Genomic DNA, 14,381 nt, shown 5'->3' on the forward strand with positions numbered 1-14,381 from the left:
CGCCCGGCCTTCACCCTCACCATCGGCAAGAGCCGCACGGCCCTGCCTGGACAATTCACACTGGAGTGGAACCCCGATGAACGCGCATTCGATGAAAGATGGGGCGACGAAAGAAGGGGCGAGGAAAGAGCAAAGAATCCTGTCGCTGTGGTTTCCCTATCTCGCGGTCGAAAGGATCCTGCGGCAGCGTCTGGGGCGGTCCTGGCGTTCCCGGCCGTCGGATCACCTGCCGCTGGTGATCAGCCACCGCAAGGGCAACGCGCAGCGTATCTCGGCCCTCGACGAGCGGGCTGAGGCGCTGCACCTGAAGCGCGACATGGGCATCGCCGATGCGCGCGCCATGCATCCGTCGATCGACATCGTCGAGGCCGATCCGCAAGCCGATCGCCGCCTGCTCGAAGGCCTTGCCGACTGGTGCGACCGCTACACCCCGCTGGTGGCGCTGGACGCAACGGACGGCCTGTTTCTCGACGTCACCGGCTGCACCCATCTTTTCGGCGGCGAACGCGCCATGCTGGACGACATCCTGTCGCGCTTCTTCCATCAGGGTTTCGATGTCCGCGCCGGGCTTGCCGCGACACCGGGCGCGGCCTGGGCGGCGGCACGCTTTGCCAGTGACCGCATCGTCGCAGGCGGCGAGGAGGAGGCGCTGCTCGCACCCTTGCCGCTGGCAGCCCTGCGCATCGAGCCCGCGACCCGCACCAGCCTGGAAAGCGTCGGCCTGCGCACGGCGGGCGCCGTCATGGCGGCACCGCGCGCGCCGCTTGCCCGCCGCTTCGGCGCCTCGCTGCTTTTGCGCCTCGACCAGGCGCTTGGCCGTCTCGACGAAGCGGTGTCGCCGCGCCTTCCCGTCGCGCCGCTTTCGGTCGAACGTCACCTCAGCGAGCCCGTCACCCTGACCGAGGACATCGAGCGGCTGGTGGGCATGCTGGCGGCGGCATTGAAGACCGACCTCGAGCGCCGTGGCGAGGGCGCCAGGATGCTGGCGCTGCTTTTGTTTCGCGTCGACGGCGCCGTCAGCCGCATCGCCATTGGCACCTCGCGGCCGATGCGCGAACCCCCGCTGATCCAGAAATTGTTCCATGAAAGGCTGGCCGCGCTCGAGCAGGATATCGATGCCGGCTATGGCTTCGATCTCGTCCGGCTCTCGGTGCTGTCGGCCACCGCCTTCGACATGCAGCAGGCCGACCTTGCCGGCGAAGTGACCGATGACGGCGCCGACATCGCGCTGTTCGCCGACCGTATCCGCGCCCGGCTCGGCGAGGGCGCGGTCCTGCAACCGGTCACTGTGGAAAGCCATCTGCCGGAGCGCGCCGTCGCCACGATCCCCTTCACCGAGGCCCCGCGCCGGACCACGCCGCCGAAGAAGCCGGACCGGATGCAGGCGCCGATGACCATCTTCCCGCCGGAACGGCCGATCCGGCTGTTCCGCTCGCCCGAGCCCATCGAGGTGCCGGCCACCGAAATGCCGGAGGGCCCGCCGCTGAACTTCCGCTGGCGGCGTGCGCTCTACAGGGTGACGCGTGCCGAGGGACCGGAACGCATCGCGGCGGAATGGTGGCGCGAGGCCGCGAGCGACGAGGCGGCATCGACACGCGACTATTTTCGCATCGAGGATGCCGACGGCCGCCGCTACTGGCTCTACCGGCAAGGCCTCTATGGCGGCTCCCAGGTGCCGCCACGCTGGTTCCTGCATGGGGTCTTCGCATGAATGCGCTGACCGTCATTCCCTATGCAGAATTCGGCATCCAGTCGAATTTCTCCTTCCTGCGCGGCGCCTCCAAGCCGGAGGAACTGGTGGTCGCCGCCAAGCTTTTCGGCTTTTCCGCGATCGGACTTGCCGACCGCAACACGGTGGCCGGCGTGGTGCGCGCCTGGCAACAGGCCAAGGTCGAGACGCTCTCCTACCATCCCGGCTGCCGGCTGGTTTTCGGTGACGGCACCCCGGACATTCTCGCCTATCCGCAGGACCGCAAGGGCTGGGGGCATCTCTGCCGCATGCTGACGCAAGCCAATCTGCGCGACGAGAACGAGAAGGGCGCCGCTCTTCTCCAGCGCAGCGACTTGCTCGAATGGGGGGACCTGATGTCACTGGCGGTCCTGCCCGATCTGACGGCGGGGGCGGAAGACAGTCTCGCCTTGCTTCGCCAGCTCAAGGATCGTTTCGGAAGAAATCTCCGTCTGGCCGTTTCGCCGGACTATGCGGGCAATGACCGTTTCCGGATCGAGCAGGCAGCGGCGTCTGCCGAGAATGCCGGCATCCCGCTGATGGCGACCAACGACGTTCTCTATCACACGACTGAGCGGCGCCCGCTGCAGGACGTGCTGACCGCGATCCGCCTCAACACACCCGTCGCCGAGGTCGGGCTGCAGCTGGCCGCCAATGCCGAGCGCCATCTGAAGCCGCCGATGGAGATGGCGCGCCTGTTCCGCAGGCATCCGCAGGCGCTGGCCGAGACCTTGCGCTTTGCGCAGGAGCTGACCTTCTCGCTCAGCGACCTCCAGTACAACTACCCCGACGAGCCGACGGAGTCCGGTCTCGGGCCGCAGGCCGAGCTGGAACGGCTGGCGCGGGAGGGGGCAGCCAATCGTTATCCGGCGGGGGTGCCTGCGTCCGTGATCAAGCGCATAGAGGAAGAGCTCGCTCTGATAGAGCGCCTCAACTACGCCCGCTATTTCCTGACGGTCTACGACATCGTCAAGTTCGCACGCGGCCAGGACATCCTCTGCCAGGGGCGCGGTTCGGCCGCCAATTCGATCGTCTGTTTCTGCATCGGCATCACCGAAGTCGGGCCGGACAGGATCGACACGCTGTTCGAGCGCTTCATTTCCGAGGAGAGGAACGAGCCGCCCGACATCGACGTCGACTTCGAGCATGAGAAACGCGAGACCGTCATCCAGTACATCTATACGAAATACAGCGCCAAGCGCACCGCACTCGCCGCCGCCGTCATCAGCTATCGCGGCCGCTCGGCCTTGCGCGAAGTGGCGAAGGCCATGGGCCTCTCGGAGGATATCAGAAGCGCATTGTCGAGCACGATCTGGGGCTGGTCGACCTCCGAACTTGGCGAGAAGGAGGCGCACGCTGGCGGCATCAACCGCGCCGACCCGCTGGCAAGACTGGTGATTGAGCGCTCCAACGAGATCATGGGCTTTCCCCGCCATTTGTCGCAGCATGTCGGCGGCTTCGTCATCACCAGGGACCGGCTCGACGAGATCGTGCCCATCGTCAAGACGGCGATGGACGAGCGCAAGATGGTCGAATGGGACAAGGACGATCTCGACGCGGTGAAGATCCTGAAAGTGGATGTGCTGGCGCTCGGCATGCTGACCTGCCTACAGCGTGCCTTCGCCCTGCTTAGGGATCACTATCCAAACGCGCGAGATAAATATGGCCAACCCTATGTGCTGGCCACCCTGCCGCCGGAGGATAAGCAGGTCTACGACATGATCTGCCGCGCCGACACGCTCGGCGTTTTCCAGATCGAATCCCGCGCCCAGATGTCGATGCTGCCGCGTCTCCAGCCACGGGATTTCTATGACCTTGTCATCGAGGTGGCGATCGTGCGGCCGGGTCCGATCCAGGGCGACATGGTTCACCCTTACCTGCGCCGACGGCAAGGCAAGGAAAAGGCCGAGTATCAAAAGCCGGAGCTGGAGGCGATCCTCAGCAAGACACTTGGTGTGCCCCTGTTTCAGGAACAGGCCATGAAGATCGCCATCGTCGCGGGTGGTTTCAAGCCGGGGGAGGCCGACGAACTGCGCCGCGCCATGGCCACCTTCAAGCGCACCGGCACCATCGGCAATTACCGCCAGCGCATGATCGACGGCATGATTGGTAAGGGCTACACGAAGGACTTCGCCGAGCGCTGTTTCAAGCAGATCGAGGGTTTTGGCGAATACGGCTTTCCCGAAAGCCACGCCGCGTCCTTCGCCCTGCTCGTCTATGCCTCCTGCTGGTTCAAGACCTTCTACCCCGACGTGTTCTGCGCCGCGATCCTGAATTCGCAGCCGATGGGGTTTTACCAGCCGGCCCAGCTCGTCCGCGACGCGCGCGACCATGGCGTCGACATCCGCGACGTCGACGTCAATTTCTCGGTCTGGGACTCCACTCTGGAGAAAGCATCTTTCGATCCGGACCGCATCCTCCCACGCCATGCCGAAATGCGTGGTGTCATCAAGACAAATCATGCGCTGCGGCTCGGCTTCCGCCAGATCAAGGGCCTGTCGGAGGAGCGCATGGACGCTTTCGTCAAGCAGCGCGGTTCAGGCTACGAGTCGGTCAGGGATGTCTGGCTGCGCTCCGGCCTCGATGTCGACGAGATCGAAAAGCTGGCGCAGGCCGACGCCTTCCGTTCGCTTGGCCTTGATCGTCGTGAAGCACTGTGGGCGGTACGCGCGCTCGACGGCAAGAGTGCTGCCGAAAAGCTGCCGCTGTTCGACCAGCCGGCGATCCGCCTGCGCGAGCTGGAGCCGGAGACGAAGCTGCCCAAAATGCCGCTCGGCGAGCATGTCATCCATGACTACCGTTCGCTCGGCCTGTCACTGAAGGCGCATCCGGTCGCCTTCCTGCGCGAGCGGCTCGACCGGGCCGGCGTCACGCCCAATGCCGGATTGCCATCCGTGCGCGATGGCAGGCGTGTCTCGGTCGCCGGCCTCGTGCTGGTGCGGCAGCGCCCCGGCAAGGGCAACGCGATCTTCCTGACGCTGGAGGACGACAAGGCCGTCGCCAACATCATCATCTGGCAGAGAACCTTTGACCGCTACCGGCCCGTCATCATGGGCGCCAGGTTCGTCCGCGTCACCGGCAAATTGCAGTCGGAATCGGATGTCATCCATATCGTCGCCGAGAAGATCGAGGATTTGACCCCCTGGCTGACCGTGCTCCTGGAAAAGGTCAGCCAAGCCAACCTGACAGTCGCCGGCCCTGCGGAACACCCCGTCAGCGGTACGGATCGCGGCCCCGCGCCACGCAACGCGGCGATCCGACCGGACCTCGCAACGCTGTCGGAAGAGGCGGAAAGTGTCATGCCCAAGGGACGCAATTTTCAGTAGCAGAGGGGGGCGCTGTCCCGCCAGCCGCTGCCAATCTCGCCACCCCTCAAGACGGCCCACTCAAGCGTGGCGGCGACAACACATCCTCCACGGAGAGCGTCCGCGCTTCCGAAGGCAGCATGATCGGGATGCCGTCGCGCACCGGATAGGCGAGCTTGGCGACCCGGGAAACCAGTTCGCCGCGCTCCGGATCCCAGGTCAGCGGCCCCTTGGTCAGCGGGCAGGCCAGYAGCTCCAGCAGCTTGGGGTCGACATTGACCTTCTTCCCGTCACGCCCATCCGCCGCCATCGTGTCCTCTTCTCAGTGTCGGACCCAAGATGTGTCGAGATTCAGGTCAGGCCGCCAACGCAGGAAATTCGTCGTTTGCAGGCCGGCAAAACATCGACACATCTCATTGCAAGCTCGAACCAAAATCCTCATTCTCGCGCGCCAGCGCCATTTCGGTGATGGCGATAAGCGTTTCGGCCCGTGTCCTCAGATCCGCCGCCTCGAGCAGCGCCTGTTTCTCGGCCGGCCCATAGGGCGCCATCATCGACAGCGCGTTGACCAGCATGGCGTTTTCGGCCCGGCTGACGCTCTCCCAGTCGGCTTCGAGGTCATTGGCCTGCAGATAGGCGCGAAACGCCTTGAGCAGCGATGGCCGGTCGATCTCGTTCGCCGCCTGGCCCTCGTCGAGATCGGCCAGGAAGGGCGCCAGCTTGCACTGGCGAAACGGCGTCTTGACCGTCAGCTCGTGGGCGATGCGGAACCGGCAAACGCCCTGCAGCGAAATCAGATAGCGGCCGTCGCCGGTTTCAGAAAAGGCGATGATCCGCCCGGCGCAGCCGACATTGCAGAGCTCCGGCTCGCCGTCGTCGCGCAGCGCGCCATCGAGGCTGGGCTGGATGATGCCGATGAGCCGCGAGCCGGCAATGGCCTCGTCCACCATCTGCAGGTAGCGCGGCTCGAAGACGTTGAGCGGCATGCGGCCTCCCGGCAGCAAAAGCGCACCCTCGAGCGGAAAGATCGGGATCGTCGACGGCAAATTCTTGGCGAGCCGGTAATGCGCGTTTCCCGCTTGCACCTCAATCCTCCGATCGCTTCCATAGGGAAGCGGGTGTTGCTTCTATGCATATCCCTTTCGCAGAGCCGGGGCCACTTTTGCGCGACATGCATGGGTCACTGGTAATGTGGCGCGATGGCCGCCGGCCGCAAGCCTGCGCGACCAAAACAATCGCTAACCGGCTTAGGAAAACAGCAGCGACGACAATTTGCGGCGCGCCGCAAGCGTCGCCTCGTCGGTCATGCCCCAGGCCTCGAACAGTTGCAGCAATTGCGTCTTGGCGCCGTCCTCGTTCCAGGCACGGTCGGCCTTGATGATGGCCAGCAAATTGTCGGCCGCCGCCGTGCGATCGCCATTGGCGTTCTGGATCATGGCCAGATCGAAACGCGCCTGATGATCGCCCGGGTTCTCGGCCAAGCGCCGCTCGAACTCGGCCGGGTTGCCAAGCGCTGCCGCTTGCGCCGCCAGCGCCATCTTGGCGCGCAGGGCGGCCAGCGGTGGCGCATCCTTCTTGGCCTCGGGTGCCGTTGCCAGCAAGGACTCGGCGCCCTCGATGTCACCAGCCTCGAACAACAGGTCGCCCAGCCCGCCAATCGCCTCGACGGTCTCCGGCGCCTGCGCCAGGATGGCATCGTAGATATCGGCCGCCGTCTGCATATCGCCGGCCTCGCGCGCCTCGTTTGCCGCGGCCAGGGCCTCGGCCACCGGCGGCGCACCATTGCCCTTGCCGCCCACCTTGGTGATGAATTCGGCGATCTGGCTCTCAGGGATCGCGCCCATGAAGCCGTCGACCGGCTGGCCGTCCTTGAAGGCGATGACCGCCGGGATCGACTGGATGCCGAGCTGGCCGGCGATCGAGGGATGGTCGTCGATGTTCATCTTGACCAGCTTGACCCTGCCGCCCGCGGCCTTGACCGCCTTCTCCAGCTGCGGCGTCAGCTGCTTGCACGGCCCGCACCAGGGTGCCCAGAAATCGACCAGCACCGGCTGGCGGCGCGATTCCTGGATGACGTCGGCGGCAAAGGCGGCGGTCGTCGTGTCCTTGATGACATCGGTGGCCCCTGGGGCGCCGGCCGGCAGCGCCTCGCCAAGCGCGGCTTTTGCGCGCGGAGCTTCGGTTCCACCATATTGCACGGTGGTGGAATATTGGCCGCCATGGCTTCCAAACGGATTGTTGTCGCTCATCTCTTTACCCTTCCGTGGCGCGGCCGCCGGCGGCCAGGCGCTTTCAGACAATCTGACTTAGGCCATCCATGTGGCGATCACGCGGAGACTTTCAAGATAGCAGCATCGTGGCCGGTTGCCTCGACGAATCTGATCAGGTCCGCCGCTGCGACCGACGTCGTTGCCTCATTGGTCAGCGGATGCGCGTTGATCACCGCATGGTCCATCAACGCCTTGTCGAGAACGACCTTGACCCGGCCTGCAACGTCGTTGATCAGGCCGAAGACCGTGACCGCCCCCGGCGTCACGCCGAGCAGCTCCATCAGCATCTCCGGCTTGCCGAAGGACACGCGGCTGGCAGCGCCGATCAGCTGGTGGATCTGCTTCAGGTCGACGACCGCGTCCTCGCCGACGCTGACCAGGAAGAAATTGTCCTTCTTGTCCTTCAGGAACAGGTTTTTCGTGTGGCCACCGGCGATTTCGCCGCGCAACGCCTGCGAATCGGCAACCGTGAACAGCGGCGGATGGCGCCGCGTCGAGGCAGCGATCCCGAGTTCGGCAAGAAATTCCATCAGATCAGCTTCGGTCTTCGGCATCGGTTTTGTCTTCGTCCCGTTTCCTGCCAAGCCGTTTACGGCCAATGGGGCAGCCGACACAAGACCGTCATGCGACATCGCGGCGAGCGCGCCCGCCGCATAGCAAAATGCCTGACATTTCCCTGTTGCAATCGCCGCGCTCTTCAGCCATATAGGCCCGGCTTGCGGCCAAGACGCCGTGTGAGCGGGTGTAGCTCAGGGGTAGAGCACAACCTTGCCAAGGTTGGGGTCGAGCGTTCGAATCGCTTCACCCGCTCCAGTTTCCTTCAGGAAATCAAGCGACTAAGAGGCGCCCTTCGGGGCGCCTTTTGCTTACATGGCCTTGCAGCCGGCAATGTGGAGGCGCAAACCTATTGGGCGACTTCGGACACGGCTGACATCAGCTCCTGCGGGCTTGGCGCCCCAAACATGTATCGTCCTCCCTCTGGAACCTCCGTGAAGCTCCAGCGCACGATCCCCTGCCGGTCCAAAAGGAACTGACCGACCAGTTGTCCGTGCCCGGTTGCCAACATCTGCTCGTCGGCTTCGGTCAGTTCGTAATGGTCCCTCTTGTCGAGGATTTCGCCGGCCGCCAAAGGATCCAAAGGACCAGGCAACTCGCCTGGCATCTCAATCCGCATATCCTTTACCGCTGCCATCGAGACCTTGTACGGCCAGTTCGTCTCGTTTTGGGTGAATTCGAGATTGGGCAATCCAAAAGCACGATGTGAAGCGCGTTCAGGGTCGGAGGCCGCGAGCAGATTCGGCATCGGGTGGTAGCGGAAGTAGAGGCGCGCCCGTTCGATCGGCGTGTTGACCACCGTCAGGCTCTCCACGCCCTTCTCGCGAAGCTCCGGATCAAGCCGCGCCTGGGCGGCGATATGGCGCCGGCAAAACGCACAATGCAGACCTCGAAACAAGCCGACCAGCACCGGTTTTTGTCCACGGAAGTCGTCTAGCGCGATCTTGCCTTCCTGGGTAATGGCGTCGAGTACCACGTTCGGCGCGCGGTCGCCCGGTTGAAGCGGTACCAAGTCACGAGGCGCGGACATTTCAACCTCCCACCCGGCTAGTCGAGAAAAGGCAGCACCACAAGCGCTTCCGGGTCGAGCCCGTGCTGGGCGCATATACCCTGCGCCAGGGAAAAGTAGCGTTCGGCCTCGGCCAGATTGTCGATGTCGAGATTAAGCGTTGCAAGACCATCATAGCACGGAAACAGCAGTTGGGGTTCGCCCGTTTCGCGGGCTACGTCCAGGGCTTCGTGGAACAAGCCGACCGCCAGTTCCGGACGGCCGTTGCACTGGTGGATCTGCCCAAGCACGATCAACGGCACCGGCAGGTGCTCGCGCTGGTCGAGCGCCCGGTCGATCTCGATGGCCTTCTCGGCAGCGGGGACGCCCTCCGTTGGACAGCGATCCGTGAAAGTACAGCAGGCGACCGCGAGATTGGCGAGGAGGCGTGCCTGGAAACCCAGATCGCCAATATGGCGCGCCACTTCGAGACCGCGCCGACAGACCGCCATCGCCTGTGTCGGATCGATGGTCGTGTAAAGCACGCCGAGATTGGTGTAGCCGCGGCAGGCCGCCCCCAGCAGACCGGCGACTTCGGCCAATTCGATGCTACGCTCGACCTGACCCACGGCTTCCCGGTTTCGCCCAAGGCGAGCCAGCGCGACTGCCTTGGTATTGAGGGCCTCGGCGGTCACAAGAGTGGCATCACGCCCGGCCTCGGAGACATGCTCCGTTGTCAGTGTGCGCACGCAATCCAGCGCCGCGTCCGCCCATTTTGCCGCGAGCGCGTGATCCCCGCTACGGAACGCCTGCCGGCCACGCTCTTGCCACAGATGCGCCTGCTCGATCGGGGCATCCGCTCCATCGAGGAGCGCTGCCGCTTCAGCATAGCGCGATTCTGCGTTGTCGCGCTTGCCGACGTCCCAGAGCAGCCGACCGATCTTGCGCAAAACGCGCGCCGAAGCGACACGATCGGCCGACTCGCGGTATGCCTGCAACACCRCCTCGTAGTGGTGGTGCGCGATCTCGCGGCGGCCTGCCGGGCCGCTCAAATCGGCAATGCGCTCTGCAATCGCCAGTTTGAGCGGTGTTTGCCCGGTCGCGCCCAACGCAGTCAGTGCCCGCTCGTAGAAACGAAGGGCGTCGTCGTTGGCGTAGATCATGCGAGCGCGATCGCCCGCCGCCTGCAGATAGTGCGCGCCCTTCTCCCGCTCGGCGCTCTGTGCGAAATGATGACCGAGCACGGTCAAATCCTCGAGCCGTTCCGGTCTGTCGCCGCACAGTTGCTCCAAGGCAGCACCGACCCGCCCGTGGATGTCGGTCCGGCGCTGCAGAAGCAGATTCTGGTAAATCACGTCCTGCAGCAAAGTTTGCGTAAAACGGTAGCTTTGCGACGAGACCGAGCCTGATCCGGCAACTTCCTCGATGATTTCCGCATCGCAAAGCAGTTCGCAGCCGGCTTCCAGCCGGCCGGGGTCGGCTGTCACGGCTTTCAGAAGTATGGCATCGAAGCGCGGGCCGATCACCGCGGCTTCCTGGGCCAAACGGCGCACCTCCTGGGGCAGCCGGTCGACACGGGCAAGCAACATTGCCTGGATCGTGGCGGGAATGCCGGTTGCGGCTTCGCCTGCCACAGTGCGCCATTGCTGGCCCTCGCGCACCAGGACACCGCGATCGATAAGGCCGCGAACGATCTCCTCTATAAAAAGGGGGTTGCCGCCCGCGCGCTCGAGGATCTGGTCAAGAAGCGTTCCTGCGGAGTTTACCCAGCTCTCGCCGAAAAGCGCCGCCAGCAAGCTGCGTCCGTCATCGCGGCTGAGCGGCGAAAGCCTGAGCGCTGTGTGACTCACCCTACTTGAGTCGAGCTGGCCGTGGTCCGGCTCCGGACGATGCGTGACCAGCAACATCAGCCGTGTGCGTTCCAACCTGTCCATCACGAAACGCAGTGCCTCGAGCGACACGGCGTCGGCCCAGTGCAGGTCTTCGACGACGATCAACAGCGGCGACAACGCAAGCCGCCGTTCGATGATCGTGCGGACTGCGTAGAGAATTTGCCGCCGCAACTGCTCGGGCTCGACATGCTGCAAGGTGGCATCGGGGTCGCCAAGGCCAAGCACATGGTAGAGCAAGGGCATCAGCCGCTTCGCCTCCTCGCCCTGCAGGCCGAGATCGGTAAGCAAGCCTGCGAGCTTCCCCCGCATTTCGTCCCCGGTGTCGTTCTGCATCATCCCGGCAGCGCTGCGCACCACTGCGCCCAAGGCGCCAAATGATCGTTCGCCCAAAGGTGAGCACGTGGCCTGCCGCACGGCGAGGTTGCGAAAACGATCCTCGTCGCCGACGCGGGCGACGAACTCCTTCACCAGTCGCGATTTCCCGATACCGGCTTCTCCAACGAGGCGGACGAGTTGGGCCGAGCCGCCGCACGCCTGGTCAAGGCTCGCCAGCATTCTATGCAGCTCCGCATCACGGCCTATCATCGGTGCGCTGAGGCCGAGCGCCTCGAGCCCACGTGCCGCACGCGGCGCCGCGAGCGGTGCATCCAGACGATGGACGAGCACACTGCCAGCCTTGCCGCGAAGCACGACATCACCCAGCGGCTCGTATGAGAAGGCATGCCGGGTCAGCCTGTGAGTGAGCTCGCCCACCAGCACCTCACCCGGTGCGGCCAGTGATTGCAGGCGTTGCGCCGTATTCACGGTGTCGCCGGTCACCGAATAGGATTTGGCGGTGCCGATGCCCAATCCGCCAGTGACGACCGGGCCGGTGTTTATGCCGATGTGGAGCAACAGGGGCGAGCCGGAGTGGGGGGCGCTTTCGCCCAGCCGCGCCGTCCGGGCGATCATGTCGAGAGCGGCGCGAAGCGCACGTTCCGGATCGTCCTCATGCGCGACCGGCGCACCGAACAGAGCGAGCAGTGCATCGCCGATGAATTTGTCGACGAAACCACCGAAGTTTCGCACGGCCGCCGTCAATTCCTTGAACAGTTCGTTCTGCAGTGCTTGCATCACCTCGGGGTCGAGCTGCTCGCTGAGTGTCGTGAAGCCGCAAAGGTCGGCGAAGAGGACCGTCACCGTCCGGCGATCGGCGTCGGAGACGGGATGCAGCCCATCGTCGCTCTCGATGTTCGCAAGCAGCGACGGCGTTCGAGAAGGCGGCACGATGGTCCGGCTCTGTGTCGGAGCAGGCCGTTCGACAGCTTTTGCGGCCGCACCGACGCTTGCCCCGCATTTCGGACAGAACTCGAAATCAGGTGCGCAGGGGTAACCGCAACTGGCGCATGGCACGGGCTGGCGCTTGCCACACCTCGGACAGAAAGCGAATCCGCTCTCAACCTCGAAACCGCAGCCCGAGCAGTCCATCGACAAGACCTCACTAGCGGCCGCGGCGGCGTGATTTCCCTACGCACGTCACGACCAGGGTATTCACAAGGATGAACCGTTAGGCGTCGACCAGCAAGCGGCAGCGCAAATCGGCATCGAGCGATCCGTGTGGATCCCGGGCGGAGCGCTGGCGATTCGGGCGGCTGCATAGCCGTCGTTTGCGAAAGTTCCCTCGGACCCTCCGTCTTCCTGCTATTGTGGGGACGAGGAGACGGACCGATGAGCGAGAATCGCAAGCTKGCSGCRATCCTGGCCGCSGATGTCGTCGGATACAGCCGGCTSGCRRGCKCGGACGAAGATCGTACTTTGGCGAGGTTGCGGGCCCTGCGCAGCGACCTGATCGACCCAATCATCGCCGTGCACAACGGGCGGGTGATCAAGCGCACCGGGGATGGGGCGCTGGTTGAGTTCCGCAGCGTGGTGGATGCCGTGCGCTGCGCCGTTGAGGTTCAAAATGGCATGGTCGAGCGCAATGCCGGCGTGCCGCAGGACCGCCGCATCGAGTTCAGGATCGGCATCCATCTGGGGGATGTGGTCGAGGAAAGCGACGGCGACCTGATGGGCGACGGCGTCAACATCGCCTCGCGTTTGGAGGGCGTCGCGGCGCCGGGCGCCATCTGCCTGTCCGAGGATGCCTATCGCCAGGTCAAGGCGAGGCTCGACCTCTCGGTCAGCGATCTCGGCAGCACGCAGCTCAAGAACATCGCCGAGCCGATCCGGGTTTATTCGCTGCAGGTCGGCAGCGCCGGGACCAGGGCGGCCGCGACCTCGGAAACCGCGAGCCGACCGGCGACGGCAGCGCCGCCGAAGCTGTCGATCGCCGTCCTGCCGTTCGCCAACATGAGCGGTGACGCCGAACAGGACTACTTCGCCGACGGCATCTCCGAGGACATCATCACGGCGCTGTCCAAACTGTCGCAGCTCTTCGTCATCGCGCGCAATTCGTCGTTCACCTTCAAGGGCCAGAACGTCCAGGTGCAGGAGGTGGGCACGAAGCTCGGCGTGCGGCATGTGCTTGAGGGCAGCGTACGCAAGTCGGGGAACAGGGTGCGCATCACCGCGCAGCTCATCGATGCAACCTCGGGCGGCCATCTTTGGGCGGAGCGGTTCGATCGTGAGCTGACCGACATATTCGCCGTGCAGGACGACGTGACACAGCAGATCGTCGGTGCGCTGGCGCTCAATCTGACTGCGGGTGACCGTCAGCGGCTGGCGCCTGAGCACCCGCGCAACRCGGAGGCGTATGACTGTTTCCTGCGGGGCCGGGAGCTGTGGCACCGGCTGACGAAGGAGACCAACGTCGCAGCCCGTGACGTCTTGCAACGTGCCATCGACCTGGACCCGAACTTTGCCTCTGCCCACGCTTTCCTCGCCCTCACGCACGGACTCGATTACCTGAACAGGTGGAGTGCCTCGCCGCCGGAATCGATGGCGCAAGCGGAAGAGGTCGCAACGCGAGCGGTAACGCTGGATGACAGTGATCCCTGGGCGCACTGGGCGTTGGCTATAGCCAAGCTGTACACACGACGGCACGATGGGGCCATCGACGAGGCCGAGCACGCGATCGCCCTCAATCCGAACTTCGCCGAAGGGCACGTCATCCTCGGCGAGGCACTGTATTATTCGGGCAGGCCCGAGGAGGCGCTTAAGAGTTTCGCCCGAGGGAAGACCTTGAACCCGTACTTTCCCGATGTGCTTCTGCACTTCCAGGCTTTGGCCGCGTTTCATCTGGGAAGGTACGAAGAGGCCGTCGACCTCTTGCAGCAACGGCTGGCTCGCAACGCTATCACCGACGTCTCGCGTGCGCTCCTGGCCGCCTGCTACGGCCATCTCAGCCGTTTCGCCGAGGCCCGCGCGGCATGGCAGGAGGTGCTTCGCCTCAATCCCGACTATTCGCTGGAATACCGTCGCAAGGTCTTGCCCTACAAGAATCCTGCCGATTTCGAACTCGTGGTGGATGGGCTCCGCAAGGCCGGGGTCGTGCAATGACAGCTGCGGCAATKTCAGGTCGCCCTGATGCCTGCCTGGCCGATCTTGCGCCATCGGGCGTTTTCGCGAACCAGTTTCAGGTCGTCGGTCGTCTCGGCAAAGGTCCGCAATCGGTATTGCCGGAGCAAATCCGGGAAAAGCGCCCCTTCCGGCAGGCCGGCAAGC

9 protein-coding genes and 1 tRNA gene are annotated in these 14,381 nt (G+C 64.5%); 4 read left to right on the forward strand and 6 right to left on the reverse strand.

Features of this window, described 5'->3' with window-relative positions:
* Positions 1–76: 76 nt before the first annotated feature.
* Together ACXJ7R_RS11780 and ACXJ7R_RS11785 are read left to right on the forward strand one after the other, a co-directional pair.
* Positions 77–1,711, forward strand: a complete 1,635-nt coding sequence (locus tag ACXJ7R_RS11780; protein WP_457151984.1) for a DUF6504 family protein — start codon at positions 77–79, stop codon at positions 1,709–1,711.
* Complete coding sequence (locus ACXJ7R_RS11785) at positions 1,708–5,055, forward strand: error-prone DNA polymerase (protein WP_457151985.1); 3,348 nt, start codon at positions 1,708–1,710, stop codon at positions 5,053–5,055. The genes ACXJ7R_RS11780 and ACXJ7R_RS11785 overlap by 4 nt, the downstream gene beginning before the upstream one ends.
* A 46-nt stretch (positions 5,056–5,101) precedes the next feature.
* On the opposite strand, the gene ACXJ7R_RS11790 is transcribed toward ACXJ7R_RS11785, so the two are convergent.
* From ACXJ7R_RS11790 to ACXJ7R_RS11805, 4 genes are all read right to left on the reverse strand, one after another.
* Positions 5,102–5,344 carry a Trm112 family protein gene (locus ACXJ7R_RS11790; protein ID WP_095083950.1) on the reverse strand — a complete coding sequence of 81 codons (243 nt, stop codon included), beginning with the start codon at positions 5,342–5,344 and terminating at the stop codon, positions 5,102–5,104.
* 103 nt (positions 5,345–5,447) lie between these two features.
* Positions 5,448–6,119 carry an LON peptidase substrate-binding domain-containing protein gene (locus ACXJ7R_RS11795; protein WP_457151986.1) on the reverse strand — a complete coding sequence of 224 codons (672 nt, stop codon included), beginning with the start codon at positions 6,117–6,119 and terminating at the stop codon, positions 5,448–5,450.
* 162 nt (positions 6,120–6,281) lie between these two features.
* Positions 6,282–7,283, reverse strand: a complete 1,002-nt coding sequence (trxA, locus tag ACXJ7R_RS11800) for a thioredoxin (RefSeq protein WP_457151987.1) — start codon at positions 7,281–7,283, stop codon at positions 6,282–6,284.
* 77 nt (positions 7,284–7,360) lie between these two features.
* A complete protein-coding gene (locus tag ACXJ7R_RS11805) occupies positions 7,361–7,858 on the reverse strand; it encodes a prolyl-tRNA synthetase associated domain-containing protein (protein ID WP_457151988.1) in 498 nt (165 codons plus the stop codon).
* Positions 7,859–8,042: 184 nt separating this feature from the next.
* Here ACXJ7R_RS11805 and ACXJ7R_RS11810 point away from each other — a divergent pair.
* Positions 8,043–8,117: transfer RNA gene (locus ACXJ7R_RS11810), tRNA-Gly, on the forward strand.
* Positions 8,118–8,208: 91 nt separating this feature from the next.
* Here the strand turns inward: ACXJ7R_RS11810 and ACXJ7R_RS11815 are convergent.
* Both ACXJ7R_RS11815 and ACXJ7R_RS11820 read right to left on the reverse strand, forming a co-directional pair.
* The gene (locus ACXJ7R_RS11815) at positions 8,209–8,889 is read right to left on the reverse strand and encodes a redoxin domain-containing protein (RefSeq protein WP_457151989.1); all 681 of its coding nucleotides are present in this window, start codon (positions 8,887–8,889) and stop codon (positions 8,209–8,211) included.
* Positions 8,890–8,906: 17 nt separating this feature from the next.
* Entirely contained in the window at positions 8,907–12,206 is a 3,300-nt protein-coding gene (locus ACXJ7R_RS11820; protein ID WP_457151990.1) for an adenylate/guanylate cyclase domain-containing protein, read from the reverse strand.
* A 240-nt stretch (positions 12,207–12,446) separates the two neighbouring features.
* On the opposite strand from ACXJ7R_RS11820, the gene ACXJ7R_RS11825 reads away from it, so the two are divergent.
* Positions 12,447–14,216 (forward strand): adenylate/guanylate cyclase domain-containing protein, encoded by a 1,770-nt coding sequence (locus ACXJ7R_RS11825; protein ID WP_457151991.1) that lies wholly within the window; start codon positions 12,447–12,449, stop codon positions 14,214–14,216.
* Positions 14,217–14,381: the final 165 nt, after the last annotated feature.

It is taken from the genome of Mesorhizobium sp. P5_C1 (assembly GCF_054049815.1).

What these genes read in the sequence shown, in the direction of transcription:
- ACXJ7R_RS11805 (WP_457151988.1), bottom strand. Translation starts at nt 7,858, where the DNA reads ATGCCGAAGACCGAAGCTGATCTGATGGAATTTCTTGCCGAACTCGGG.
- trxA (WP_457151987.1), bottom strand. Translation starts at nt 7,283, where the DNA reads ATGAGCGACAACAATCCGTTTGGAAGCCATGGCGGCCAATATTCCACC.
- ACXJ7R_RS11780 (WP_457151984.1), top strand. Translation starts at nt 77, where the DNA reads ATGAACGCGCATTCGATGAAAGATGGGGCGACGAAAGAAGGGGCGAGG.
- ACXJ7R_RS11785 (WP_457151985.1), top strand. Translation starts at nt 1,708, where the DNA reads ATGAATGCGCTGACCGTCATTCCCTATGCAGAATTCGGCATCCAGTCG.
- ACXJ7R_RS11815 (WP_457151989.1), bottom strand. Translation starts at nt 8,889, where the DNA reads ATGTCCGCGCCTCGTGACTTGGTACCGCTTCAACCGGGCGACCGCGCG.